General features: G+C 39.4%; 23 protein-coding genes and 1 riboswitch. Of the genes, 11 read left to right on the top strand and 12 right to left on the bottom strand.

What is annotated here, in order from left to right; translation table 11 throughout:
• Positions 1–43 precede the first annotated feature (43 nt).
• On the bottom strand, positions 44–1612 hold the full coding sequence (locus CEF22_RS13050; protein WP_100403206.1) for a sodium/solute symporter: 1569 nt from the start codon (positions 1610–1612) through the stop codon (positions 44–46).
• A complete protein-coding gene (locus tag CEF22_RS13045; protein WP_232726120.1) occupies positions 1609–1968 on the bottom strand; it encodes a hypothetical protein in 360 nt (119 codons plus the stop codon). Before CEF22_RS13045 ends, CEF22_RS13050 begins: the two co-directional genes overlap by 4 nt.
• Before the next feature lie 135 nt (positions 1969–2103).
• Between CEF22_RS13045 and CEF22_RS13040 the strand changes: the two genes are divergently transcribed.
• Entirely contained in the window at positions 2104–3348 is a 1245-nt protein-coding gene (locus CEF22_RS13040; RefSeq protein WP_100403205.1) for a helix-turn-helix transcriptional regulator, read from the top strand.
• A 35-nt stretch (positions 3349–3383) separates the two neighbouring features.
• Here CEF22_RS13040 and CEF22_RS13035 read toward each other — a convergent pair whose 3' ends face one another.
• From CEF22_RS13035 to CEF22_RS13010, 6 genes are all read right to left on the bottom strand, one after another.
• Positions 3384–4061, bottom strand: coding sequence for an ABC transporter ATP-binding protein (locus CEF22_RS13035; RefSeq protein WP_100403204.1), 678 nt, complete (start codon positions 4059–4061; stop codon positions 3384–3386).
• The gene (locus tag CEF22_RS13030; protein ID WP_100403203.1) at positions 4061–5140 is read right to left on the bottom strand and encodes an ABC transporter permease; all 1080 of its coding nucleotides are present in this window, start codon (positions 5138–5140) and stop codon (positions 4061–4063) included. Before CEF22_RS13030 ends, CEF22_RS13035 begins: the two co-directional genes overlap by 1 nt.
• A gap of 127 nt (positions 5141–5267) precedes the next feature.
• Complete coding sequence (locus CEF22_RS13025; protein ID WP_332849172.1) at positions 5268–6665, bottom strand: sensor histidine kinase; 1398 nt, start codon at positions 6663–6665, stop codon at positions 5268–5270.
• Complete coding sequence (locus CEF22_RS13020; protein WP_100403202.1) at positions 6662–7336, bottom strand: response regulator transcription factor; 675 nt, start codon at positions 7334–7336, stop codon at positions 6662–6664. The genes CEF22_RS13025 and CEF22_RS13020 overlap by 4 nt, the downstream gene beginning before the upstream one ends.
• 256 nt (positions 7337–7592) lie before the next feature.
• Positions 7593–7868, bottom strand: a complete 276-nt coding sequence (locus CEF22_RS13015; protein ID WP_100403201.1) for a hypothetical protein — start codon at positions 7866–7868, stop codon at positions 7593–7595.
• A gap of 280 nt (positions 7869–8148) precedes the next feature.
• A complete protein-coding gene (locus tag CEF22_RS13010; RefSeq protein WP_100404009.1) occupies positions 8149–9630 on the bottom strand; it encodes a DHA2 family efflux MFS transporter permease subunit in 1482 nt (493 codons plus the stop codon).
• Between the two features lie 195 nt (positions 9631–9825).
• Here CEF22_RS13010 and CEF22_RS13005 point away from each other — a divergent pair, with 195 nt between their 5' ends.
• The 4 genes from CEF22_RS13005 (at position 9826) to CEF22_RS12990 (ending at position 13250) form a co-directional block, all read left to right on the top strand.
• A complete protein-coding gene (locus tag CEF22_RS13005) occupies positions 9826–10665 on the top strand; it encodes a TetR/AcrR family transcriptional regulator (RefSeq protein WP_100403200.1) in 840 nt (279 codons plus the stop codon).
• Between the two features lie 121 nt (positions 10666–10786).
• A complete protein-coding gene (pxpB, locus tag CEF22_RS13000) occupies positions 10787–11500 on the top strand; it encodes a 5-oxoprolinase subunit PxpB (protein ID WP_232726119.1) in 714 nt (237 codons plus the stop codon).
• Positions 11488–12498: a 5-oxoprolinase subunit C family protein gene (locus CEF22_RS12995; RefSeq protein WP_100403199.1), complete on the top strand. Its 1011-nt coding sequence runs from the start codon at positions 11488–11490 to the stop codon at positions 12496–12498. The genes pxpB and CEF22_RS12995 overlap by 13 nt, the downstream gene beginning before the upstream one ends.
• Positions 12495–13250, top strand: coding sequence for a LamB/YcsF family protein (locus CEF22_RS12990; protein ID WP_100403198.1), 756 nt, complete (start codon positions 12495–12497; stop codon positions 13248–13250). Before CEF22_RS12995 ends, CEF22_RS12990 begins: the two co-directional genes overlap by 4 nt.
• Before the next feature lie 177 nt (positions 13251–13427).
• Here CEF22_RS12990 and CEF22_RS12985 read toward each other — a convergent pair whose 3' ends face one another.
• Positions 13428–14684, bottom strand: coding sequence for an NAD(P)-dependent malic enzyme (locus tag CEF22_RS12985; protein WP_100403197.1), 1257 nt, complete (start codon positions 14682–14684; stop codon positions 13428–13430).
• 294 nt (positions 14685–14978) lie between these two features.
• Positions 14979–15084, top strand: a riboswitch (SAM riboswitch).
• A gap of 81 nt (positions 15085–15165) precedes the next feature.
• Between CEF22_RS12985 and CEF22_RS12980 the strand changes: the two genes are divergently transcribed.
• A complete protein-coding gene (locus CEF22_RS12980) occupies positions 15166–16275 on the top strand; it encodes a methionine biosynthesis PLP-dependent protein (protein ID WP_100403196.1) in 1110 nt (369 codons plus the stop codon).
• Between the two features lie 5 nt (positions 16276–16280).
• On the top strand, positions 16281–17453 hold the full coding sequence (gene metC, locus CEF22_RS12975; RefSeq protein ID WP_100403195.1) for a cystathionine beta-lyase: 1173 nt from the start codon (positions 16281–16283) through the stop codon (positions 17451–17453).
• Positions 17454–17528: 75 nt separating this feature from the next.
• Here the strand turns inward: metC and CEF22_RS12970 are convergent, their stop codons facing one another.
• From CEF22_RS12970 to CEF22_RS12960, 3 genes are all read right to left on the bottom strand, one after another.
• Complete coding sequence (locus tag CEF22_RS12970) at positions 17529–17783, bottom strand: GlsB/YeaQ/YmgE family stress response membrane protein (RefSeq protein ID WP_100403194.1); 255 nt, start codon at positions 17781–17783, stop codon at positions 17529–17531.
• A 142-nt stretch (positions 17784–17925) separates the two neighbouring features.
• Positions 17926–18165, bottom strand: coding sequence for a YkuS family protein (locus CEF22_RS12965; RefSeq protein ID WP_094834853.1), 240 nt, complete (start codon positions 18163–18165; stop codon positions 17926–17928).
• A 167-nt stretch (positions 18166–18332) separates the two neighbouring features.
• Entirely contained in the window at positions 18333–19550 is a 1218-nt protein-coding gene (locus CEF22_RS12960; protein ID WP_100403193.1) for a NupC/NupG family nucleoside CNT transporter, read from the bottom strand.
• 158 nt (positions 19551–19708) lie between these two features.
• Between CEF22_RS12960 and CEF22_RS12955 the strand changes: the two genes are divergently transcribed.
• The 4 genes from CEF22_RS12955 (at position 19709) to CEF22_RS12940 (ending at position 26379) form a co-directional block, all read left to right on the top strand.
• Positions 19709–19951, top strand: a complete 243-nt coding sequence (locus tag CEF22_RS12955; protein WP_100403192.1) for a YueH family protein — start codon at positions 19709–19711, stop codon at positions 19949–19951.
• A 79-nt stretch (positions 19952–20030) separates the two neighbouring features.
• Entirely contained in the window at positions 20031–21605 is a 1575-nt protein-coding gene (locus CEF22_RS12950) for a peptide chain release factor 3 (protein WP_100403191.1), read from the top strand.
• 165 nt (positions 21606–21770) lie between these two features.
• Positions 21771–23150, top strand: a complete 1380-nt coding sequence (gene nhaC / locus CEF22_RS12945; RefSeq protein ID WP_100403190.1) for a Na+/H+ antiporter NhaC — start codon at positions 21771–21773, stop codon at positions 23148–23150.
• Positions 23151–23316: 166 nt separating this feature from the next.
• Positions 23317–26379, top strand: a complete 3063-nt coding sequence (locus CEF22_RS12940; RefSeq protein WP_100403189.1) for an efflux RND transporter permease subunit — start codon at positions 23317–23319, stop codon at positions 26377–26379.
• The last annotated feature ends 36 nt before the right edge of the window (positions 26380–26415 follow it).

The following is a 26415-nucleotide window of genomic DNA, read 5'->3' as shown; positions in this document are numbered from 1 at the left end:
GGAGCGGCCAAGGCTACTCCAGTTTCTGTTTGATAGAAATGAATTAAGCGACTTCACTTTGCTTCGAGTGAACTTTTTTCATGAATAAGTTTACATCTTTTGGAACTTTACGGTCTAATTTAGACACGACATACACCGTTAAGAAGCCGATTGGTACAGTGATGATGCCTGGTACTTTAAACTGAAGAACAGGTGGGAGAGCGGAAGCAAAGAAGATCATAATCATCGAAACCGTAAGTCCAACGAGAAGACCAGCAATCGCTCCTTTTTCTGTCATTCCTCTCCACCAAATTCCGAATAGGAAAATCGGTGTAAACGTACTTGCAGCAACGGTAAATGCTAAAGCAACTAAGTGACCGATAGAAGCTTCTTTTACTAATAATCCTAAGGCGCCATATAACACACCAAGAATGACGATGGAGATCTTTCCAGCCATAACGCGTTGCTTTTGAGTTAATTCCTTTTTAGAGAAAGAAGCGTATAAATCGTGGGCAAGAGCTCCTGAGCTGGCAATAAATAAACCGGATAGATTCGAGAAAATCGCGGCAAAGGCACCAGCAATGACGAGTCCGAGTAACCATTTTCCACCTAATGCTTCGGCGATTGATGGTACAACCATATTGTCTCCACCTGTAATTAAGTTCTTCATTACTTCAGGACTGACATTTCCTTCGATAAATAAAGCTCGTCCTACAACCCCAAGGTAAACGGCAAATAAGAAGAAGACACTAGCGATACCAATCGCCATTAACGCAGATTTACGTGCTGCTTTGGCGCTTGGATTCGTGTAGAAGCGTAATAAAATATGAGGTAGGCCAATGGTTCCTAAAGATAAACCAATGACTAATGATAATGTGTGTAAGAAATTAGGTGTGATAACTCCTGATGTAGACCAAGCTTGTCCATCTACAGCGACGTCTTTTCCATCTTGAGTGAATTGAGCTGTGTTAGCGATTGTACCACTAAATTCGGTGATCGCAGCTAATATTTTTTGGTAATGAAGTCCACCGTAAATGGCCGCTCCCACCATGATCAGGAAGGCACCGAGGCGAATCCATAGCTCTAATGCTTGGTTGAGAGTTGTCCCTTTCATACCGCCAATTCCGACATAAAGAATCATAACGGAACAAGTAAAAATAATACCGAATTCATAGGAAGTGCCAAAAAACATGCTTAAGATTTGAGCAGCACCAAGCAATTGAGGAGCAGCATAGAAGCCTGAGATCGAAAGAACGACGAGTACAGCTACTAAACGAGCGCGTTTGCTGTGGAAGCGATAGGCAACGAAATCAGCTACCGTATAAGCGCCAAATCTTCTCAACGGACCAGCAACGAATATGGCCAGAAGCGTTAATCCGATAGAAAAGCTAAACGTATAGAATGCTCCATCATAACCGATCGAAAAGGTTAAACCGGCTAGTCCTAGGAATGTGGCGGCACTTAAGTAGTCACCGGCGATAGCGGAACCATTAGTAAACCAGCCGAAGGAACGACCACCAACGAAGAAATCACTAGCGCTAGAACTCTTTTTCGACAAATACGTAATATAAATAATCGTACCCATCAAGATAACCGTAAATAAATATTTAGGCTCTAATAATGTTTGCATCATGCGGTGTTTCCTCCTTTTGCTTGATTCTCGTTAACCGGTTGCTCGTATTGTGCTAACCGTTTTTCATAACGCTTCGTATGAATGTAGGCAATCAAGAACGCCATTCCCATCCCGATAATCGTCGTTAAGAACCAAGTGACCGACATCCCTCCCCAAAATTGGAAGAAAGCAAAGTCTTTAAAAAACCAATTAATGATTGGGATGAAAAAAATAAACACATAGTAGAAAGAAGAAAGTCCTACACCTGTTCGAAATTCTGATTTCATAATGGCACTTGTGTCGGAATCTAGCGGCGGTAATTGAGCGGCATCAATCAGCCCTTGCGATTGATCTGTCATTTCGTATTCTTTTTCCACATATATCTCCTCCTTTTCTCAAATTATATATAATAATCCAACAAAATCCCTTACAATATAGTGTCTGAATATTATAAATATTTGCTTGTTTTTGTCATTTAAGCACGTTACTATTGTATAGAGGGGGGTGGGGGGATGAAGTATAAGGTATGTCTTTCTCATGTAAATTTAGCCATCTATCCTTTGCTGAAAGGGTGGCTAGAAGAACGATTTAAAGATCGTCTTTTCGTGATGGATCGAGCTTATTCAGATGAACCCATTCATATTAAAATTGTTCAAGTAAGTCAGTTATATGATTGGGTGAAAGTAAATCGATTAAAGAAGCATTATGATTGCTATTATATATTGTTGCTTGATGAAGAATGGGTGAACACATCTCCTATTGCTATTCGTTTGCAAATGCAATCTTTATTATTAAATCCAGTGAAAAAATCGGCTTTTTTTCGAAGTATAAGCGAAGCAATTAATGTGCTAGATCAACAAGAAATTGCTTTGATTCAAGTGAAGGGAAAGAAAATTATCTCTGTACATAAAACAAAAATGAAGCTCAATGAATCAATGGAACATTATATGTTAAGAAGGCTTTTGCATGAGGATATTCATTCGGAAAGTGAAATGATGGATTCGTTATCACTGTTTAATGAGAACGAATTTCCTAATACAGTGTGCTATGTACAAGGCTTTATTCATCTCGATGGTCATCCGATTGATGAGAATCAATCTGTACAACTTATATGCTCGAGTTTTAAACAGGAATTTAAGGGAGTCGTTCCTCGGGTATACTTCCTGCCTTTTCGCAGATCTTTGATTGTTTTATTTCGGCAAGTAGACAATATTTGCTGTATAAAAGAATGGGAGGAAGGGCGAGCGATCTTTGAAAAAATCGTCGATCGTCTGTTAAAGGAGTACAGAATTCAAATCTATATTGGTGTCGGTTCGCTTTATAATGATCCACTGCTTTTGCATCATTCTTTTAAAGAATCGAAAATTGCAAGAGCGCTTCCGCCATATTATGAAGTGTCATTGCGATATTTTGAGGAAATTTCAAAAGAGCCCGATATAAAGAAAAGCACGGAATATATTGAAGATCATTTTTCAGAAGAAATGACCGCCAAAGATGTAGCCGGTCATGTGAATTTAAGCTATTCTCATTTCATTCGCTTGTTTAAGAAAGAAACAGGGAATACATTTTCGGAGTATATTACGTTCGTTCGTCTGAGAAAAGCGGTTTGGATGCTAAGATATACAGATAAAACGATAGAAGAAATATCGGATGAAGTAGGTTTTAACACACCTAACTATTTCAGCTCCACTTTTAAAAAAGTAATCGGAATTACCCCGAGGGAATTCCGATTAACAAAAGAGATTATTTTTGTTTAAAGAAAAATATCAATAAAAATCAGCAATTTTAGAAATTATACTTTTACTAATTTTCCATTTTCCATGCGATACACTTCATCACAAAGCGGCAAGATGGCTTCATCATGTGTGACCATCACAGCCGCTTTGTTTTTTTCTTTGGCTTGTTTAGCAATTAAAGTAGCTATATCCACACTGCGATTCGGATCAAGGCTTGCGGTTGGTTCATCCGCCAAAATAATCGCTGGATCGTTGGCAAAAGCGCGAGCAATCGCTACTCGCTGTTTCTCCCCTCCGGATAGCTGATGCGGGTAATGATTGATCCGTGAAAGCAACCCAACGGATGTAAGTAGCTCTTCCATATACTTATTTTGCTGAGAGTCTTTCTTGTTGGACATTTGCAGCACAATTTTTAGTTGTTCTTTCACTGTTAAATAAGGAATAAGATTGGAACTTTGAAAAATATACCCGATATCTTTCAGCCGTACTTGTGCTTTTTCTTTGTCAGTGAACTGAGTAATGTTTTTATCGTTTATATAAACATTTCCGCTATCAGGACTTAATAGTGCACCGGCAATTGATAAGAAGGTGCTTTTTCCTGAACCGGATGGACCGATGACAGCAGTAAACTGGCCAGCCTCGGCTTGAAATGATAAATTCTTAACAATATGAATGGTGGAGTCCCCATCTTTAAATGATTTTGATACATTTTCTAGTACAAGTGGATATTTCATTACTCTACTCTCCCCATCGCTTCAATTGGGTCTGCTTGAACAATGTTAAAGCTTGAAATGAGAGACCCGATTAAGGCAACTGCTAATAATATTCCAGCTAACATGATTGTGTTGATCATATCAATGAAATAAGGAATTCCTTCTGGCAATAATGTTGTCATGAAAATAGCGAATCCGGCAGCTAGGCCAATGCTAATAATTGATAGCAGCAGCGCTTGTATAATAGTTGTTCCAATTAAAAAGCTATTCCTTGATCCAATTGCTTTTAAAATGCCAAATTGATTCATTTTTTGCCCAGTTATAATGTAAAAGAAAGCAGTTAAAATGAAGACGGTAATCACTAGTAGGAATCCGAGCATCATATACAGCGAGCTTTGTTCCGCTTCAAACCCAGGGATACTCTTCATTACCTCTTCTTTTAGTAGCCATTGCCCGTCTTTTACGGGCTTTCCAGTCGCCTGTTTTTCCGCAGTAGCAACAAGTGCATTGTAGTATACTTTGTTGTTTCTCTCTGTTAATTGAGCCCAGCTCTTTAAATTAATAAAAGCGACAGGTGTATGGCTGTACGTTTGCCCGTTTGTAAATCCCACGACGGTAAAAGTGAGTCCGGATGTTTCTTCATACAGTTTATCGCCAAGCTTTATTCCTTCTTCTTTTAATGATTGATCCGCTACGATGGCCAGTGGACTTGCCTTTTTTAACGTCTGTCCTTCCAGTATTTTCGGATGCAGTTCGCTTTCTTCCCGAATACCCATAAATGTTAAGTCGATCGTTTGGTCATGTGCTTTTTCTTTCAAAGAGAACATTTGAACGCCGAGAGGCTCAAGCCCGTGTTTTGATTGTGCTTGCAAAGCTTCCGTTTCACTAATTTTTGATCGGTCTAATCTTTGTTCTGCATCTATTTTCATATAAAAGGAATCCGCATTCATATTCTTTACGCTTGAGGCGTTATCAAGGGACAACCCATTAGCTAATCCATTGATAATAAAGACGAGAGAAGCTGTAAAGAATAAGATAAAGGCAACGAGTAAATATTTTAACTTAAAGAATTTCATTTCTTTTATAGAGAGTGAGAACATATTTATTCACCTTTCCTTCCGTTGATCTATTGACATCATACAATTGAAAAATGAACAGAAGATGAACATCAATTTACAATTGGTGTTTCACAAAAGGAAATAAAAAATTCCCTGAATGTATCGATTTTCAGGGAAGGGGTACGTTTTTTTGTTTTGGAAGTTCTACGGTGATTTCGGTATCGGCTTCTTTTTCACTTTTGGCATAAATTCGACCTTGATGAAGATGCACGATCGTCATGGCGATGGAGAGTCCCAATCCAGTCCCTTCAACTGTACGGCTCCTAGCCGTGTCTGCCCGATAGAAACGCTCGAAAATACGAGACAAGTCTGCTTTGTTAATACCGACTCCAGAATTTCCTATTCGTATTTCGACATGGCTAGGTTTGTCGGTTAAAGAAACCTTTACATATCCACCCTCTATATTATATTTCACAGCATTGGATATTATATTGTCCCAAACGGCATACAGTTGTGTAGGATCGCCATAAAAATCAGTAGAAGCAAGTTGATAGTCTGCCATGATACCTTTTTCTTCCATATTCCATTGGTATTGCCTTAATACTTGCTTTAGTTGTTCCGATAAAGAAAAGGTTTGTTTTTTTAATGGCTGTTCTTCCTGCTCTAGTGAAGCCAGCAGTAAAATTTGTTTCGTTAGCATTGAAAGCCTTAGCACTTCCTTATTAATAATATCTGTGTAGTAAAGCTTTTGTTCATCTGACAAAGTCGGTTGAGCTAATAAAGAAGTGTACCCTTTAATATTAGAAAGAGGGGATTGGATATCGTGGGAGATGTTCGATATTAATTGTTTGCGTAACTCTTCTAATTGCTCAAGCTGATTAGCCATTTGTGTGAAACTTTGAGCGAGCTCACCGATTTCATCTTTACGGTTAATATCCAACTGAATATTAAAGTTGCCTTGGGCTAACTCAAAGGTAGCAGAAGTGAGTTTTTTTATTGGATTTGTTAGTAATTTCACGCCTATTAACACAAATAAAATACTTAACAAAATGGTAATGAAAAGCATAGAACCGAACAGAAGATGCATTTCATTAAAAAGCAGTTTAATATCTGGACGCATAAATAGGGCGTATGGTTTTTCTTCATACGTTAATGGAACACCAATTGTATTCTTTAACTCATTAGCAAAAAAGCCAGTGACAAAAAAGGCATGAGGAAACTGCTGCATTCCGTGAAAGGTGGCTCCATTTAACACCATTTGTACATCTTCTGGTGCTAAATTTGTTTCTCGAAAGGCTTTTCCATAAAACTGTTCTTGTTGCCCATCGGTTAAGTAAAACTGATACCCAACTGCTGCCAAGTGATCTAAGTATGAATCTAATGTCAATTCCGGATGAACCTTGACATAGTCAACCATTTCTTGTGCAATCATTGTATTTTTTTGATCATTATATGGCTTCAAGATCATCTGATAATAAATATTTGAGAGTAGAAAAGCAGTGATACCGCTTAGTAACATAATCAGAATCGTAGTAAAAGTAAATTTGCTATACAGTGAACGGATCATACCGTTTCCTCCAGTTTATAGCCGACTCCGCGGACTGTGAGAATTTCAAACCCTGGATACCGATTTTTAAATCTTTCTCGCAAGCGTTTAATATGTACATCTACTGTTCGATCATCGCCGTCAAAATCGAGCCCCCATACGGAATCAATCAGCTGAGTTCTTGAAAAAGTTTGACGAGGGGAGGTGGCTAAAAAAGACAGAAGTTCAAACTCTTTTAGCGGCAGCAGCATAGAGCTGTCGCCGACTTGTACTTCATAGCTTTTCGTATCAATGATTGTGTTGCCGATTTGAATATTAGACGACTGCTGTTTATTGTAGCGTCTGAGCAGTGCGTTCAGTCTGAAAATTAGCTCCTGTGGTTCAAATGGCTTCACAAGATAGTCATCTGTTCCTGAGCGAAATCCACTTTCTTTATCGCTTAATGTACTCTTGGCTGTTAGTAAAATGATTGGTAAGTCATAATCATCTCTAATTGCTTGAGTAAGCTCAAAGCCGTCCATGTGGGGCATCATCACATCGATAATAGCGGCATCACATTTCTTCATTTGAAGCAAGTCCAAAGCCTCTTGTCCATTTTCTGCTTGTAACGTAGAGAAACCTGCTTCATTTAAATGGATACTTACGAGCCGACGAACAGCTGGATCATCATCGACAATTAATACAGAAATCATTAGCTTTATGCTCCTTCGTTTTTATTTATCCCGCATTAACGGGCTGTAAGACCCCCACCTCAACATGGCAGAAAAAGCGCAGACGTGTAGGTGGGGGATCAACAGCCCGTAAACGCCCGATTGGTTCAACTAACAATCAGTGGGGGATGAAGAACCCCCCCACTGATTGAAGTTTCACTTTATATGCTAATAAAAAAAACATGTAAACTCAATACTTTCAAATAAAGAAAGCAGCACCGAGGTGGCGCTGCTTTCTTTATTTAACTACTTGAAATATGTGGTTTTTTTTCAAAACGGGTTTTATTTTGAAGAGTACGTGGTGAAGAATTTCTCGACGATAGACGGAGTAAAGCGCTGGAGTGAGATGTAGTGTCTTCATAAATAATTCAATGCGACGATTAATGTAACGATTCATTTGATCTTGATAAAATAGCTCTCTTGTTTTAATTTTCTCTTCTACCTCTTTTGAAAGTCGTACAGCAAATTGAGAAACAGAATAATCAAGTGTTCCGCAGAATTCAGCTACTGTCATAGCTCATTCCTCCTTCCTCCCAACATTGTAAATTGCTTATGAATATATCTTAACACATTCTTTACAAAAACTTAACATAAATATATTTATTTTTTTTTATTTTTATGATATATAATCGCAAACGTGCAAACATTTGCCCATTTATCCCGCATTTTTCAATCAATTGGGATGAAGAAGCCCCCACTGATTGAAGTTTCACTTTATGAAGTGATTCCCGAAATTTATAGGTTGTAAACAAAAAGTGACTCAAACAAAAAGTTTGAGTCACTTTGTTCTATTATTAGCTTTCTGGTTGAGCGGTTACTTCTGTTGTTGGCAGGGGACGTTTAAGAAATAGTGCGAGAATAAGAGCAATTGAAGCGATAGCGACCGAAATCGAGAACGAAAAATTAATACCATGCAGAATCGCTTCATTCATGATTTGTGCTTTCATCTCACTTAACTGAGCGGCATTTGGCTGCGCAGCGGAGGAGAGATTTTGCATCGCTTCCTCTGATAATCTTTTCGCTTCTACTTCTGTTCTATTTTGCATCAGTGTCACAAGAAAAGCGGATCCGACGGCACCTGATACTTGCTGCAGTGTATTATTCATAGCTGTTCCATGCGGATTCATGTTAGCGGGTAATTGGTTCAGTCCGTTCGTCATCACCGGCATCATCACCATCGACATACCAAACATACGAAGAGTATAAATCATCATAATATAGCCGTAGGAAGTCTCTAATGTTAATTGGCTAAACATATAAGTCGTTAATATCGTGATCGATAAACCAGTGACTGCCAACATTCGTGCACCAAATTTATCAAATAATTTACCTGTAATTGGAGACATAATCCCCATCACAAGAGCTCCAGGTAGCATTAATAATCCGGAATGAAGCGGAGAAATTCCTCGCAACGTTTGAACATAGATGGGCATTAATAGCATCGCTGAAAACATAGCCATTGAAATGACGACAGAGATCGCAGAAGAGAGCGCGAACATTGGATAACGATAAATACGAAACTCCAAAAGTGGCTCATCTAGGCGAAGTTGTCGAGTAATAAATACAATGAGTGAAAGGACTCCAACGATAATGGGTCCATAAACAAGTAAAGAATCCCAACCTTTTTCTCCAGCTGAACTGAACCCGTACAATAGCCCACCGAAACCAATACTCGATAAGATAAGCGATAACACATCGAGTTTGATTTGACGTTGTGGCGTAATATTTTTCAGTTTGAAAAAGGCAAACACTAACGTGATCGCAGCAAACGGAAGAACGACATCAAATAACGTACGCCAAGAATAGTGTTCAATGAGCCAGCCTGACAGCGTAGGACCAATAGCGGGGGCTGTGATCATGACAAGTCCAAAGATCCCCATAGCCGCTCCACGACGTTCAATCGGAAAACTAACGAGCATGACGTTCATAAGTAGAGGCATCATCATTGCCGACCCTGACGCTTGAATCATTCGAGCTAACAATAGCACGTTAAGAGATGGAGCAAGACTAGCTAGTAAAGTACCTGCTGTAAAAAAAGCCATCGCAAAAATAAATAATTTTCGGTTGGTGAATTTTTGGATGAAGAAAGCACTAGCAGGAATCAACACTCCATTGACGAGCATATAGCCTGTAGATAGCCATTGCACAGCTGAAGCAGAGGCATTAAATTCTTTCATGATTGACGGAAGTGCGACATTTAACAGTGTTTCGTTTAAGATCGATACGAAAGCACCGACAAATAAAATAGCGATCATTCCATAAGGCGGTTTATTCATTGTTCCTTGTGTATTCAATTTGCACCCTCCTATACTAGGTGTATAAAATAATATACTTGTGTTATAGCAGGATCTTATTTTATACTGTTGTTACAAAAATAGCAACAAAAAAATTAACGAGGTTGATTCACCCTTGATAATAGGCTACGATACGGTTGTACAGGTAGTTCAATTGTGTGAAAATGAGGTGATCAAATGATGGATCGGAAACGCCAAGTCATCGAAATGGCACATATCCTTTTTATTGAAAAGGGATATGCGACAACGTCCATTCAAGATATTTTAGATAAAAGCAAAATTTCTAAAGGGACATTTTATAATTATTTTTCATCAAAGAAAGAATTATTAATGACGATATTCGAAACGATTAAGAACGAAACGAATAAACGGCGTGTAGCTATACTCGCTGGACGATCGACTTCAGATAAAGAAGCATTTATGGAGCAGATTGCGGTTAAAATGAAAGTGAATCAAGAAAACAACTTATTTGCTCTTTTTCAAGGAGTATTTGCTTCAGAGGATGAAGAATTAAAGAAAGTAGTAAAAAGCCATCACTATGAGGAAATACAATGGCTACAAAAGCGAATGTTGGAGTTGCATGGTGAGGAAGTTTTGCCTTATTCATTAGATCTCGCAGTTGGACTGTTTGGGATGATGCAAAACTATATCCACTTCTTTCTAATGGTCGATCAAGGAATGGATATTGATAAGGTCATTCGGTACTCTATCCGTCGCTTAGAAACGATTGTTGCCGATGTGAAAGAATGTGGCGATCAATTACTCGAAGTCGATCTATTAAACAACCAGTTTTCGGAAACAAGCTTGTTAAAAGCAAATAAAAAACGGCTGATCATTCAGAAAGTTAATGTGATGTTAAAAGGTGCGGATGAGGAACAGCGTGAATTGTTGCTTTTTGTGCAAAATGAATTCAGCCAACACGAACCTCGTCGGGCGATTATTGAGTCGATAGTAGTTGCTATCACTAATCATTCAGAACTTAAAAGCTACATACAAGATTATTTTGAAATAAAATAATCAAATTATATTATGAGGCGATTACATAGCGGAATCGCCTTTTTTTATGTTAATTTAAAATTATGAGAAAATTTAAACAAAAAATAATCACTTGCTGAATATCGAGATAGAGGTGTGAACAGTGAATCAAAAAGTCTTAACATTGATGAAGATTATTCCACTTGGGGATCGCGCGGTAACTGTTCGACTGGGGGATGAAATTAGTATCGATGTTCATCGAAAAGTACGAGCTTTTACTAGACGCTTAGCAATAGAGAAGTGGCCGGGGGTCGAAGAGTGGGTTCCGTCTTTCGCCGCGGTCACGCTTTACTATGAGCCTTTACAAACGAACTTTCAAACATTAAAGGAACGAATATTAGAAGAGATAGAGAAGATTGTCTATGAAGAAGAAAGAGAGCCACGCTTATTGCATATTCCCGTTTTGTATGGGGGAGAAAGTGGGCCAGATCTTCAAGAGGTAGCCGCTTTTCATCGGCTGGAGGTAGAAGAAGTGATTCGGCTTCATACGGAGCCGGAGTATGTTGTGTACATGATCGGATTCGCTCCTGGATTTCCCTATATTGGAGGGCTATCAAAGCAACTCTACACTCCGAGAAAAGCAACGCCTAATTTACATATTCCCGCTGGTTCTGTCGCCATAGGAGGTCAGCAAACTGGCGTGTATCCGATTCAATCTCCCGGTGGATGGCATGTTATTGGTCGGACACCGTGGGATTTATTTCATCTAAAACATCAGCCGCCAAGTTTGCTTCATGCGGGTGACAAAATTAAATTTGTTGCGGTTGATGAACGTCAATTTGAGGAAGAGAGGGGGAGTACAACATGGCCATGTTGATTGCTCGTCCGGGATTTTTTACCACCGTTCAAGATCGTGGTCGAACAGGTAACAGGCAGTATGGTGTAGTAGTGTCCGGAGCGATGGATGATTTATCACTTCGTCTTGGCAATTGGTTAGTTGGGAACGAAGGTGGCACTGGTGCCCTTGAGATGACGATGACAGGAGCGAACGTTCAATTTGATGAACCTGTTTTTGTTGCTTTCACTGGGGCAGAAGCGAACATTGAGTGCCAAGGGAAATCAATTCCGATGTGGCGTCCCGTCTATATACCTCCAAGAAGTGAAGTGCATGTAAAGCGATTGATCCAAGGGAGTCGCGTCTATTTGTCTATCGCTGGAGGAGTAGATGTACCGAAAGTATTAGGTAGCCGCTCTACTTATACTCGAGGTCAATTTGGGGGATTTGAAGGTCGAGCTTTAAAAAAAGGGGACGTTCTTTCAATTGGTTACCCAAGTGAAACCATTCAAGCAGTGATTGATGCTCTACCTAAAGAGGCTGCTCGTATCTTAGCGATGAACTGGGGAATTGCTCCTTCTGTTTACCATTCTTTAAAAAATACTTGTTTACGTTGTATGGAGGGAAGTGAGTATTCTTATTTCACAGCCACCTCACAACAAGATTTTTGGCGGACATCTTATAAGATTACACCGGAATCCGATCGAATGGGCTTTCGACTAGACGGTGCTCGTTTAGAAATGAGTAAATCAAAAGAAATGATTTCTGAAGCTGTAGCGATCGGAACGATTCAAGTACCTGCATCGGGTCAACCGATTATTTTAATGGCAGATGGGCAAACGACAGGTGGATATCCCAAAATAGCCAATGTGGCGACGGTGGATATCCCTAGTCTGGCTCAAAAAATACCTGGAGCAGAGGTGTATTTTGAGTATGTCACGTTAGAAGAAGCCCAACAATTATACATTCAAAGGGAATATGAATTGCAAATGATTCGAGCTGCGATTCAACTGAAATGGAGAAAGGAAAAAGAACAATGAGAGTAGATATTAACTGCGACTTAGGAGAAAGTTTTGGTGCTTATCGAATGGGAGCAGACGAGGAGATCATGCCGTTTATTACGTCTGCTAACATTGCATGCGGTTTTCATGCCGGAGATCCTGTTGTGATGAGACGAACAGTAAAACTTGCGTTACAGCAAGGAGTAGCCATTGGAGCTCATCCGGGATTTCCTGATCTCATCGGTTTTGGACGCCGACCAATGGAACTCTCTGCTGAAGAAGCATACACGTCTGTTTTATACCAACTGGGGGCTTTATCAGCCTTCGTTCAAGCGGAAGGTGGAAAACTTCACCATGTCAAACCGCACGGGGCTCTTTATAATATGGCTGCAAAAGACAAGCAATTAGCAGAAGTAATTGTTCAAGCAATTATGGATTTTGATTCTTCACTCATATTATATGGATTGTCAGGAAGTGAACTGATTAAAGCGGGGAAGGCGGCTAAATTAAAGGTAGCTGAAGAAGTATTTGTTGACCGCACATATCAAGTGGATGGGTCATTAACGAGCAGACGAGATCCAAAAGCCTTCATTTCTACTGATCAAGAAGCGGTTCAACAAGCGATTCGTCTCGTTCAGGAAGGTGTAGTGGAGGCGGTTACTGGAGAAACAGTTGCTATTTCAGCAGATACTATTTGTATTCATGGAGATGGTCCTCATGCTCTTACTTTTGCGAGCTATATTCGTAAAGAACTGGAAAGCCGAGGTATCGTCATTCAAACGATCAAATAAAAAAGTTGACCATCATATGTTTTTGTATGACGGTCAACTTTTTTTATCCCGCATTAACGGGCAGTAAGACCCTCACCTCCAAATAGCATTAGGTGAGGGATCAACTGCCCGTAAACGCCCGATTCGTTCAACTAACAATCAGTGGGGATGAAGCCTCCCACTGATTGAAGGTTCACGTTATAAAATGATTTCAGCAGGCTTTACTTGAATAGCTGATAGCTGGTAGGTTTTATGACGTAGGGAATCAACATTAATATGTTGGCGAGCGACACCTGAGTGAATAGCAGCAGCGGCCACAGCAGCGGCTACTTCTGGTGCAACTCGGGCATCAAATGCTGAAGGGATGATATAATCATCTGCTAGTTCATGGTCTGCTATGAGGGAAGCGATGGCGTGAGCGGCGGCAATTTTCATTTCTTCATTAATGTCGGTTGCTCGGGTATCAAGTGCTCCGCGGAATATCCCTGGAAAAGCAAGAACATTATTTACTTGGTTAGGAAAATCTGAGCGTCCTGTGCCAATAATTTTAACTCCAGCTGCTTTTGCCTCTATAGGATCAATTTCGGGATTAGGATTGGCCATGGCAAAGACGATCGGATCTTGTGCCATTGTACGGACCATTTCTGATGTTAATGCTCCAGCAGCAGAAACGCCAATAAATACGTCACTATTGATGATCGCTTTTTCAAGTGTTCCTTCTACTCGGTTAGGATTAGTGAACGTTGCGATTTCTTCCTTTACAGAGTTCATCCCATGGGGTCTTCCTGCATATATCGCTCCTTTGGAATCACACATAATGATTTCCTTCACGCCAAAGCTGTATAATAATTTAGCGATAGCGATCCCGGCAGCACCTGCTCCATTAATAACCACTTTAATATCGTTTAATGTTTTATGAACGAGCTTTAATGAGTTAATTAAGCCAGCAAGAGTTACGATGGCTGTTCCGTGTTGGTCATCGTGAAAGACTGGAATATCCATTTCTTTTTTTAACCTTTCTTCGATTAGGAAGCAATTAGGCGCTTTAATATCTTCTAAATTGATACCACCGAAGGAAGATTGCAATAATTTAACCGTCTTGATGACTTCTTCAGGATCTTTCGTGTCAATACAAATAGGAAAAGCATCAACGCCCGCAAAATTTTTAAATAAAATGGCTTTTCCCTCCATAACAGGTAGCGAGGCATCTGCTCCGATATCACCAAGACCTAAAACCGCTGTCCCATCTGAAACGACCGCAACAGTATTCGCCTTCATAGTATACTCATATATCTTTTCGGGATGAGCATGGATTTCTAAGCATGGCTCTGCTACTCCAGGCGAATACACAAGGCTTAAATCTTTTACATTCTTTACATTTAATTTCGCTGACGTTTCTAATTTTCCTTGGTGGTGTCGATGAATTTCTAAAGCATCTTCTCGCAAATTGTGCATATGTTTTACTCTCTCCTTTTGTTATTTAAGTAAAATGCTCTCAGAAGCCTGCATTATAAGTTAATGTTTTTTATTGTATAACAGCCTAAAAAGATAATCAACAAAATTTTCAGAAAATTAACAAAAGAATATAGAATCAATGATTGTTTGATTAAAACGAATAAATGATTCAGAAAAAAATAAAAATTTTAAAAAGTGTTGCTATTGATGATTTGATCCTGTACAGTAATAAAAACGAAAAATTTTAAATAAAATGGTAGGGGAACAGCTCCCTGTTATAAAAAATTAAATATGTTCTTATCAAGAGAAGTGGAGGGACTGGCCCGATGATACTTCAGCAACCGGCTATTTGTAAGTCAAGGTGCTAAATCCAGCGGATGAAAGATCCGAAAGATGAGAAGAAGTGATAGAAAAAGCCTTCTTCCTAAGAAGGCTTTTTATTTTTTTCTAAATAAATCATCATTAATAAGGAGAGGATAACATGGGAAATAAGCAGATAGAGACGATTTTGGCGCAAATTGGGAATCGGAGTGAAGAACAGACGGGGACAGTGAATCCGCCTGTTTATTTTTCTACCGCTTATCGTCATGAAGGAATCGGCCGTTCTACCGGCTTTGATTATGTTCGCACAGGAAATCCGACTAGACAGATTGTAGAACAAGCAATAGCGGAGTTAGAAGGGGGCGATGCTGGGTTCGCTTTTTCTTCAGGCATGGCGGCTATTCATACGATTCTATCGTTAACTGAGGCTGGAGATGAATGGCTTGTATCTGCAGACCTTTACGGAGGTACTTATCGATTGTTCGAGAAAATGTGGAAAAAGTATCACGTGTCGTTTGTTTATGATAGCTTTCAAGATTTGTCCAAAACGAAAGAGAAGCTATCGCCAAATACAAAGGTCATTTTCCTTGAAACGCCGACCAATCCTCTTTTACAGGAGGCAGATATAAAAGCTGTCGCCGCTTTTGCTAAGGAACATGAGTTGTTATTGATTGTTGACAATACGTTTTATACGCCATTGCTCCAACGTCCACTTTTAGATGGAGCGGATATTGTCATCCATAGCGCGACGAAGTATTTAGGTGGACATAATGATGTATTAGCAGGGTTAGTAGCTGTGAAAGGTGAAGAGTTAGCAGGAAAAATAGCAGAGATGCAAAATGCAGCTGGAGCGGTTTTATCACCGTTCGATTCTTGGCTATTAATTCGTGGGTTAAAAACACTAGGATTGCGAATGAAGCAGCATGAAGAAAACGCCAAGCAAATAGCAGAGTTCTTTCGATGTTGCCCGGAAGTAACGGATGTTTTTTATCCAGGCCGTGGAGGAATGTTATCTTTCCGAATAGCGTCAGAAGGTTGGGTTGATCCTTTTTTACAAAGCCTTCAATTGATCTCATTTGCGGAAAGTCTCGGTGGAGTTGAAAGCTTTATTACGTATCCTGCTACACAGACTCATATGGACATTCCAGAAGAAGTACGACTTGAGCGCGGAGTTTGTAATCGTCTGCTACGATTTTCGGTCGGGATTGAGCATACCGAAGATTTATTAGCGGATTTAACACAGGCATTTAACAAAATGAAAGAGGAGTGATAGGTATGGAAAAAACGTATTCCTTTCAAACACAATTATTGCATAATCGTCATAAATTTGATAAACAAACAGGCGCAGTAAGTGTTGCCGTGCAGCATGCGTCCACCTTTCATCAAGTGGATTTTGATCAATTTGGCAACTATGATTATAGTCGTTCAGGCAATCCAACAAGGGAAGCATTAGAGGAAGCGATTGCTGAATTAGAAGGTGGGACGAGAGGTTTTGCTTTTTCATCAGGAATGGCAGCTATTTCTACCGCGTTTTTATTACTTTCGAAAGGAGATCATGTTTTAATCACGGAAGATGTGTACGGGGGCACATATCGACTGGTGACAACCGTGTTAAACCGATTTGGGATTGACTATACATTTGTTGATATGAGCAATTTACATGAAGTGGCTTCAAACATAAGAGAAAACACGCAGCTTATTTATATTGAAACTCCGTCTAATCCGTTATTAAAAGTGACTGACATTCGTGGGATCGTTAAGTTAGCAAAAGCGCATCATTGCTTAACTTTTGTTGACAACACTTTTTTAACGCCTGCCTTGCAGCAACCTCTTAAGTTAGGTGTCGACCTTGTTTTGCATAGTGCAACAAAGTTCCTATCTGGTCATAGCGATGTATTAGCAGGACTGGCTGTAACGAAAGATGAACAATTAGGCGACCGTTTGTATCAGCTTCAAAATACATTTGGCGCTGTGTTAGGTGCTCATGATTCTTGGCTTGTGTTAAGAGGGTTGAAAACTCTTCATGTACGTTTGGAGCAATCTTCGAAAACAGCTAAAGAGTTAGCTAACTTTTTACAAAAGCATAAACTAGTCGAAAAAGTTTATTACCCCGGCTTAACGGATCACCCAGGATATGAGGTGCATTCCTATCAAGCAAGAGGGGCAGGGGCCGTCCTTTCGTTTGAATTGAAAAATGAAGAAGCAGTTAGGCAGTTTGTTCAGCATATAAATATTCCTGTGTTTGCCGTTAGTCTCGGAGCAGTAGAATCGATTCTTTCCTATCCAGCTAAAATGTCACATGCGGCGATGCCTAAAGAGGAAAGAGCCAAACGAGGAATAACGGACGGATTGCTGAGACTTTCGGTCGGATTAGAGTCTTCAGCTGATTTAATTGAAGATTGTCGTCAAGCACTGCAACAAGTAAAAGCTAAGAGTGTATGTAACTGAAAATCCATATAAAGGGTCTGCTACACCGTTTAATTATCTGTGCAAGCAGCCCCTAAAAGTTCCTATCCAGTTCACTTATGAAGTCTGCTTCATTCGACTTAAAAGGAAGCTCGCAATAAGTACTAAAATAACAGAGCCAATTAAAGCAGGAATAATTGCAATTCCTGCCATCGTTGGTCCCATAGTTCCAAACAGCTTACCACCAACCCAAGCCCCGATAATCCCGGCAACAATATTACCGATAATCCCACCTGGAATATCTTTACCAAGAATAACTCCAGCGAACCAGCCAATGAGTCCACCGACAATTAAATACATAATGAAGCCCACTTTTTATTCCTCCTTATAATTTATTTATTCCTTTACTCGCTTATATACACCGTTAATTATTAACTAAGTTTAACGATTTTTTGTATGGTCAAAGCCGACCGCATACTTATAAATCATGTGCGGACGGCTGATGAAACCGATATTAAATTCTACTCTCTACTTCTTGGCATACCTCTTCCGCACTCCTGCCGCTTGCTTCAATAATGGATCTCTTTGTCAGTGCTTCTTGAATACCCATTAAGTTCGCATCTAAACCTGTAATGACACAACAATCACATTGCTGTATGTCGGATTCATTTTTTAAATCGACGACTTGATGACCTTTTTCCTGTAGCGCTTGTTTCACATTTTGAAGAGTAAGTTCGACACCGATTTTAGCCAATGATAACACCTCCTGATGATATCCTTTTCTAAAAGAACAAATATTATTCTTCACTAATGATCTATATAGTATGTAAACAGCAATATTTTTTTATGGTTCTGCTGAATCATTCGTACAAAATGAAAAAACACCAGAAAATTTGTTTTCCTAGTGTTTTTTCGCTCTTTTTAAATTAACATCCCAGCGATCGCTGCGCTTAATAAAGATGCAAGAGCACCAGCAAGAACGGATTTAATTCCTAAGCGGGCAATATCTGACCGGCGACTTGGTGCTAGATTTCCAAGACCACCGAGTAAGATGGCCATCGATGAAATGTTAGCAAATCCGCAAAGAGCAAAGCTTAAAATTGCGGCTGTTTTCTCAGATAAATTCGGAATTTCAGGGGCGAAATTCGAATAGGCAACAAATTCGTTAATGACAATCTTTTGACCGATGTAATTTCCTGCTTGAATCGCTTCGTCCCACGGTACCCCGATAGCAAAAGCAAGCGGAGAAAAGATATAGCCGAGCAGAAGCTCAAGCGATAAATTCTCTATGCCAATGAGTCCGCCGATGAAGCCGAAAATCCCATTAATCATAGCTACTAATGCGATAAAAGCCAGAAGCATTGCACCGATGTTTAACGCTAGTTGCAACCCAACACCGGCTCCTTTAGCTGCCGCATCAATCACATTTGTAGAATCAGAATCCACTTCCATTTCAAACTCTTTCGGCTCAGGCTCTGTGTTCGTTTCAGGAACAAATAGCTTAGCCATGACAAGTCCAGCTGGAGCAGCCATGAAGCTAGCAGCTAGCAAATATTCTAGAGGCACGCCTAATAATGAATAACCGATAAGAACAGAGCCAGCGACAGAAGCTAATCCACCTGTCATGACCGCAAATAACTCCGATTCCGTCATTTTATTAATATAAGGCTTGATCACAAGTGGTGCTTCTGTTTGTCCGACAAAAATATTAGCTGCAGCTGAGATGGATTCTGCTTTTCGCGTACTTAGTAATTTAGCGAGTGCTCCACCAATAATCTTGATGAAAAACTGCATAATTCCTAAGTAATATAGAACGGAAATTAAAGCAGAAAAGAAAATGACGACGGGTAATACGTTTAAAGCAAATACAAAGGTGATGTTTGATTCCTTTGTATATAACCCACCAAATAAAAAGTCAATTCCTGCTCGCGAATAGTCAATAATGGCATTGACTAGCATGGTGAAGTCGTGCATTCTCGCTTGACCCCAATCCCATTTTAAAACGATAAAAGCGAACAAAAGCTGAATAGCTAGTCCACCAAGCACGGTTCTCCATTTAATCATTTTTCTATTTGTAGAAAAAATATAGCCTATTCCAAGAACGACTAAAATCCCAAATAGACCCCAAATATACGTCAATTAACTCACCTCTATATTTCACTTTTTGACACACAGGTGTATAGTTTATAATGAGATAAAAAGATATACAATAATAAAATAGTCCGTTTTTCACAGAAAAATTTAACAGGAAGAAACAGGACTCTATTATTATTTGTCTTAAATGAAGGAGCATAAACATGAAAATAAGAAAAACATTGTTACATGAAAAAGAAATTAAAGTATATATATACGAAAATAAAAAAGAAGAGACCTTTGTCGTGGCTGTTCCAGCACAGCAGTGGTCTATTTCTTTCACGTATGAAGAGAGCGGGGAAAGTTTTGTAACCGAAATGTCTACTTCATTAATGAAAACGGGATTAGAAGAGGAGCCTGCTGTAGGGTTAGCTCACCGAATTTATCAGTGGACGTGCGAAATGTAATAGACATTTCCCACATTTTTCGCTATATTTTTTTCATGGCAATTGACGGATTTTAACTTTGAAAGGATTTGGCTACTACATGGCTTCATTAAAAGAAGAAGTTCTCTCTAGGAGAACATTTGCGATTATTTCCCATCCAGATGCGGGGAAAACGACATTAACAGAGAAATTATTACTGTTTGGAGGCGCCATTCGTGATGCGGGGACAGTAAAAGGAAAGAAAACAGGGAAATATGCGACATCTGACTGGATGGATATTGAAAAGCAACGGGGGATTTCTGTTACTTCTTCTGTTATGCAGTTTCAATATGATGATTATCGAGTCAATATTTTGGATACACCTGGGCATCAGGATTTCAGTGAAGATACGTATCGAACATTAATGGCAGTAGATAGTGCGGTCATGATTGTGGATGCAGCGAAAGGAATCGAAGCGCAAACGATTAAATTATTTAAAGTATGTCGCATGAGAGGGATTCCTATTTTTACCTTTATTAACAAATTGGATCGACAAGCAAAATTGCCGCTCGAACTTCTAGCTGAGCTTGAAGAAGTGTTAGGTATTGAGTCGTATCCGATGAACTGGCCGATTGGAATGGGGAAAGAGTTCTTCGGTATTTACGATCGCTTTAATCAACGAATTGAACAGTTTCGTGTGGAAAATGAGGAAGATCGTTTCCTTCCCTTGAATGAAGACGGAGAATTAGCCGTTGATCATGACATAAAGAAATCCTCTTTATATGATCAAACGTTAGAAGAAATTATGCTTCTTGCAGAAGCAGGTAATGAATTTTCAGAAGAACGAATTGCTAATGGAACGCTAACACCGGTATTTTTTGGTAGCGCGTTAACAAACTTTGGTGTCCAAACATTTTTAGAAACATATTTGCAGTTTGCTCCACCGCCACAGCCTCGTAATTCTGATAAAGGCGAAATTGATCCGGTTAGTGAACAGTTTTCTGGCTTTATCTTTAAAATTCAAGCGAATATGAACCCGGCTCATCGTGACCGTATTGCTTTCTTTCGAATTTGTTCAGGAAAGTTCGAACGCGGTATGAGCGTGACATTAACAAGAACGGGAAAATCATCTAAAGTGTCACAGTCGACTCAATTTTTAGCGGATGATCGTAGTACCGTTAACGAAGCAGTAAGTGGGGATATTATCGGTTTATATGATACAGGAACTTATCAAATTGGTGATACATTAGTCGGAGAAAAACCATTCTTTCAATATGAAAAGCTCCCACAATTTACACCGGAGCTGTTTATGAAAGTATCAGCTAAAAACGTGATGAAACAAAAAAGTTTTCATAAAGGGATTCAGCAGTTAGTACAAGAAGGAGCTATTCAGCTTTATAAAACGCTGCACACAGAAAACTATATTTTAGGTGCGGTAGGTCAGCTTCAATTTGAAGTGTTTGAGCATCGAATGAAGAACGAATATAACTCAGAAGTGATCATGGAGCCGATGGGGTCAAAAATTGCTCGTTGGATCGAAAATGAACAAGATGTAAAAGAGAGCTTATCTAATTCTCGGAGCTTGCTTGTAAGGGATCGTTATGACCGTCTTGTCTTCCTGTTTGAAAATGAATTTGCTTTACGTTGGTTCAGTGATAAGAATGAAAACTTAAAACTGTATAACATTATGGAGTAAATAGATCAAAACCAGCTAGAAAATGAGTTTTCTAGCTGGTTTTTTTAGTTATATGGAATAATTGATTGACACCAGTGTTCAATTAGATAATAATGAAGGTTATATGCTTCAATGCAGAAAAGCGTTCAAGCAAAAAAGTAATTGCATACATCAGAGGTGTACAAAATGTTTAAAGTGGAGTCATTAATGAAGCCTACGTTAATGCAAGCATTTGTATTAATTGGGATGATCATTACAGTCATCAGTTTGTCGATTATTAAATTGGGATCTGTCCCACATATCCCTATTCTTATTTCGATCTTATTATTGCTAGCTTTTGGAGTGTTCAAAAAAATTCCATTCAAAAAGCTTGAAGCCGGCATGCTAGATGGGGCGAAAAGCGGAATGGGTGCAGTTTTTATCTTTTTCTTTATTGGTGTTTTAGTGAGCAGTTGGATTTTGTCTGGAACCATTCCGACGATGATTCACGCAGCATTTGGACTAGTGACGCCTAAATTCTTTTATAGTGTCGTCTTTCTTGTTACGGCGATCGTTGGTTTGGGTATTGGTAGTTCTTTAACGACAGTGGCAACGCTCGGAGTAGCTTTTATTGGTGTGAGTCAAGCGATGGATGCATCGGTTGCGATTACGGCCGGGGCAGTCGTGTCTGGTGCCTTTTTTGGCGATAAGATGTCTCCTTTGTCAGATACGACAAATTTAGCGGCATCGATTGTCGGTATTGATTTATTTGAACATATTCGTAATATGGCGTGGACAACGATTCCAGCTTTCTTCATTACCGTTCTATTATTCGCGGGGGTTTCACCGGAAATGACTGGAGCGGATTTTCCGAAAATCCAAGCGATAAAGGCTATGTTACTAGAGATGAATCTAGTTCATTGGTATTCGTGGTTGCCGGTGGTTCTATTATTCATCCTCTCTATTAAAAGAGTATCTCCTTTTATTACATTAGCATTAAGTTCTATATTGGGGATTGCGTTATCATTTATTCATTCAGATCATACAATCGCTGATGTCTTTCAAGTGATTTTTTCTGGCTATGTAGCGGAGACAGGAAATGCGGAAGTAGATGCTTTATTATCAAGAGGCGGTATGGAAAGCATGATGTTTACTGTTTCTCTCGTTTTGCTTTCGTTGAGCCTAGGAGGTTTATTATTTTCACTTGGCATTATTCCGCGCTTATTTGAAGCGATTGAGCATCGTTTACAAAAAGCATGGAGCACAATCACGGCTGCAGCTACTTCTGCGATTGGCGTGAACTTTATTATTGGGGAGCAATATTTATCCATCTTACTAACAGGAGAAGCATTTGGACGGCAATTCGAAAAAGTAGGACTTGCGAAGAAAAATTTATCACGAACACTTGAAGATGCAGGGACAGTCATCAATCCGCTCGTTCCATGGAGTGTATGTGGAGTGTTTATTACAAAAATGCTAGGCGTTCCTACTCTTGATTATTTACCGTTTGCTTTCTTTTGTTTATTAAGTCCGATGTTAACTATTCTATTCGGAGTGACAGGATGGACATTAACGAAAAATAAATAAGGATAAAAAAGGAGATTAACAAATTTAAATGTTAGTCTCCTTTTAGTTTATTAAATAATTCATCGGGTGAAAATATGAAAGCGATTAAAGTTGTACGTTGTAAACGTGTGCATTATAGTTAGAAAGATAAGGGTAAGATCGAACATGTTTGGAAAGGAGAATTTTTTTGAAAATTAGTAATTTTTCTATCAAGAGACCGGTTTTTACTACAGTGATCATGTTTTTAGTGATCATTTTAGGTGTTGTGTCTCTATTAAAAATTCCACTAAAGCTTATACCGGACATTAATCCCCCCATTGCGGTGGTTGTCACTTCCTACGAAGGGGCGAGTCCGACAGAAGTGGTGGAGAAGGTAACAAAGCCATTAGAAGAAAGTTTATCGACACTTCCAGGGATTAATAATATTACGTCGACGACGAGAGAAGGGTCGAACTTACTATTACTCGAATTTTCCTGGAGTACAAAAATTGATGATATTCAATCGGATGTATTGCAACGAATTGATCGCACACCGATTCCGGATGAAGCGAGCAAACCACAATTCTTTAAATTCGATCCATCCCAATTTCCCATTATTCAGCTCTCGCTTCAATCTACGGATAATCAGGGGAATTTAGAGAAGTTAGCGTCGGAACTAGAAAAGGATTTAACAACTGTAGAAGGAGTAGCTAACGTAAGTGTGACGGGCTCTTTAGACAAAGAAGTAAAGATCGAGTTAAACGAAGAAAAACTTGAAGAATACAATTTAGCTCAATCGGATGTTGTGCAGCTTATCCAAGCGAACAATATTTCTCTTCCAGGCGATACGGTTGAATCCAATGGAATGTCGTTAACGACAAGAGTTGTGAGTCAATTAACGAGTATAGATGAGATTAAGCAATTAGTGTTAACTGTTAATCCGCTTGATGGCGAAGAAATTACAGTGGGTGATGTAGCTAGCGTTAAATTAAAAGAAAAAGATACAGGAACGATTACAAGAGCGAATCAAAATCCCGCTATCCTACTAAGCGTCTTGCAACAAGCAGATGCCAACACGGCAGAAGTATCTACACAATTTCAAAAAAAATTAAACGAACTTCTAAAGGAAGACCGCTACAAAAATATTGAAGCAGACGTCCTATTCGATCAGGGAGATTATATTCGCCTCTCCATCGGGAATATTGGAAATTCACTTCTTCTTGGTGGCGTGTTTGCGATGCTTGTCTTATTTGTCTTTCTGCGAAATGTCAAAAGTCCACTAATTATCGGTGTGGCGATTCCCTATTCGGTCATTGTGACCTTTGTATTAATGTATTTTGCTGACTTTGACTTAAATATTATGACGCTTGGAGCACTGGCTCTCGGTATTGGAATGCTTGTCGATAATGCGATCGTCGTCATCGAAAACATTTACCGACATTTATCGATGGGGAAAGACTCCAAGCAAGCGGCTCGTGACGGAGCGAAAGAAGTAGGTGGAGCGATTACAGCTTCCACATTAACGACAGTCGCCGTTTTTCTACCGGTTGTTTTTATATCCGGTATTCTTGGACAAATCTTTAAAGAGTTTGCTTTAACAATTTCCTTTAGTTTACTCGCCTCATTAGTGGTCGCATTAACGGTGATTCCAATGATGGCCAGCCGCTGGTTAAAGGCACCTGAAACAAACGAACAAAAAGAACAAACACCAGTGATGTCACGTTTCGAAAAAGCCATTCGTTGGTCCTTGAATCATCGCTTTCTCGTATTGGCAATTTCATTCGTGTTGTTGATTGGCGGAGCCTTTGGGTTAACGACAGTCGGGTCACAATTTCTTCCGCCGACAGATGAAGGATTCTTCAACATGCGAGTGGAGCTTGAAAACGGGACATCTTTACAAGAAACGAATCGTGTCATGGAAGCGATTGAGAAAGAACTAGAGAAACAAAAGGATGTCGATGTGTTTGTTAGTCTCATTGGGTCGACTCAAGAAGATTCTTTCCGAGGAACAGGTTCAACGAATGTAGCTGAACTTTATGTCAAATTAGCTCCACTTGAGAAAAGAGATCGATCTGTTTTTGCCTTTGTAGATGATATTAAGAAAGATGTCATTACAGCAGCAGAAAACGTTAATCAAACAGCGGAGGTTACTTTTAACTTACAGTCTGCTTCTGGAACAAGTCCACAAACACTCACCTTTAATGTTCGAGATATGAGTAAGGAGCGGTTAGATCAGGCGGTTCAAAAGATCGAGGCAGCTGTCAAGGACATTGATGAAATTACCGAGATAACGACGAATCGAGAGGAAACGGTCAAAGAAATTCAAATCACGATCAATCGCGAGAAAGCGCTAGAGGCTGGGCTTGCCCCTGCTCAAATTGCTGCGATTGTTAATGATGCGACTCGAGGAGTGATCGCGACACAAATCATTAACAAAAATGATGAAGTGCAAATGGTAAAGGTTCAATACGATCAAACGGTCACGAAAAATATAGATAACTTGAAAAACTTATTAGTGAAAACACCTTCAGGAAATTTCATGAAGCTGCAAGAGCTTGCTGATATTCAAATTCAACAAGGGCCGGTTAGTATTCAGAGGATTAACCAGCAAGAAGCTGTACAGTTTACAGCAATGTATACATCTGATACAAACCTTGGTGCCATCTCTAAAAAAGTCGACGAAAAAATTGCGGAACTTGATTTATCAGATGAAACCAAAATTACGTTCAGTGGAGATCGCGATTTGTTAGAAAGTTCCATTGATGATATGGTTATGGCCCTGTTATTGGCGATCGTATTAATTTATATCGTCATGGCTGCACAATATGAGTCATTTAAATATCCGTTTGTGATTATGTTTACCGTACCGTTAATGGTGGTTGGCGTGTCGATTGCCTTAACAGTGACGAGAACACCTCTTAGTATTCCGGCTGTTATTGGCGTTCTCATATTAGCTGGAATTGTCGTCAATAATGCGATTGTCATTGTCGATTATATTATTCAGCGAAAAGAGAAAGAAGCGAATAGCTATGAAGCAATTGTCTCTGCTGTTAAAGACCGAGCGCGTCCAATTTTAATGACAGCATTAACAACTATTCTTGGACTAGTTCCACTGGCGATGGGAATCGGTGGAGGAACTGAAATTAATCAGCCAATGGGGATTGCTGTTATTGGTGGATTGATTTCTAGTACGTTTTTAACTTTGTTTGTTATTCCTGTCGTCTACAGTTTCTTTGATCGGGAAACGAGACGAATGAATGTAAATAAGTGAATAAATGGTTTACAATCCTATTTGTTTTTTTTATAA

This window comes from Bacillus sp. FJAT-42315 (assembly GCF_002797375.1).
GTDB lineage: Bacteria > Bacillota > Bacilli > Bacillales > Domibacillaceae > Bacillus_CE.
This window is presented reverse-complemented; position numbering and strand designations above follow the sequence as displayed.

Excerpts from the sequence above, each read along its gene's own strand:
- CEF22_RS13020 (WP_100403202.1), bottom strand. The coding sequence starts at position 7,336 with ATGATTTCTGTATTAATTGTCGATGATGATCCAGCTGTTCGTCGGCTC.
- CEF22_RS12955 (WP_100403192.1), top strand. The coding sequence starts at position 19,709 with ATGAAAATAAGAAAAACATTGTTACATGAAAAAGAAATTAAAGTATAT.
- CEF22_RS12990 (WP_100403198.1), top strand. The coding sequence starts at position 12,495 with ATGAGAGTAGATATTAACTGCGACTTAGGAGAAAGTTTTGGTGCTTAT.
- nhaC (WP_100403190.1), top strand. The coding sequence starts at position 21,771 with ATGTTTAAAGTGGAGTCATTAATGAAGCCTACGTTAATGCAAGCATTT.
- CEF22_RS13005 (WP_100403200.1), top strand. The coding sequence starts at position 9,826 with ATGATGGATCGGAAACGCCAAGTCATCGAAATGGCACATATCCTTTTT.
- CEF22_RS12985 (WP_100403197.1), bottom strand. The coding sequence starts at position 14,684 with ATGCACAATTTGCGAGAAGATGCTTTAGAAATTCATCGACACCACCAA.
- CEF22_RS13040 (WP_100403205.1), top strand. The coding sequence starts at position 2,104 with ATGAAGTATAAGGTATGTCTTTCTCATGTAAATTTAGCCATCTATCCT.
- CEF22_RS12995 (WP_100403199.1), top strand. The coding sequence starts at position 11,488 with ATGGCCATGTTGATTGCTCGTCCGGGATTTTTTACCACCGTTCAAGAT.
- CEF22_RS13030 (WP_100403203.1), bottom strand. The coding sequence starts at position 5,140 with ATGTTCTCACTCTCTATAAAAGAAATGAAATTCTTTAAGTTAAAATAT.
- CEF22_RS13050 (WP_100403206.1), bottom strand. The coding sequence starts at position 1,612 with ATGATGCAAACATTATTAGAGCCTAAATATTTATTTACGGTTATCTTG.
- CEF22_RS13010 (WP_100404009.1), bottom strand. The coding sequence starts at position 9,630 with ATGAATAAACCGCCTTATGGAATGATCGCTATTTTATTTGTCGGTGCT.
- CEF22_RS13025 (WP_332849172.1), bottom strand. The coding sequence starts at position 6,665 with ATGATCCGTTCACTGTATAGCAAATTTACTTTTACTACGATTCTGATT.
- CEF22_RS13035 (WP_100403204.1), bottom strand. The coding sequence starts at position 4,061 with ATGAAATATCCACTTGTACTAGAAAATGTATCAAAATCATTTAAAGAT.
- CEF22_RS13015 (WP_100403201.1), bottom strand. The coding sequence starts at position 7,868 with ATGACAGTAGCTGAATTCTGCGGAACACTTGATTATTCTGTTTCTCAA.
- CEF22_RS12980 (WP_100403196.1), top strand. The coding sequence starts at position 15,166 with ATGGGAAATAAGCAGATAGAGACGATTTTGGCGCAAATTGGGAATCGG.
- CEF22_RS12950 (WP_100403191.1), top strand. The coding sequence starts at position 20,031 with ATGGCTTCATTAAAAGAAGAAGTTCTCTCTAGGAGAACATTTGCGATT.
- metC (WP_100403195.1), top strand. The coding sequence starts at position 16,281 with ATGGAAAAAACGTATTCCTTTCAAACACAATTATTGCATAATCGTCAT.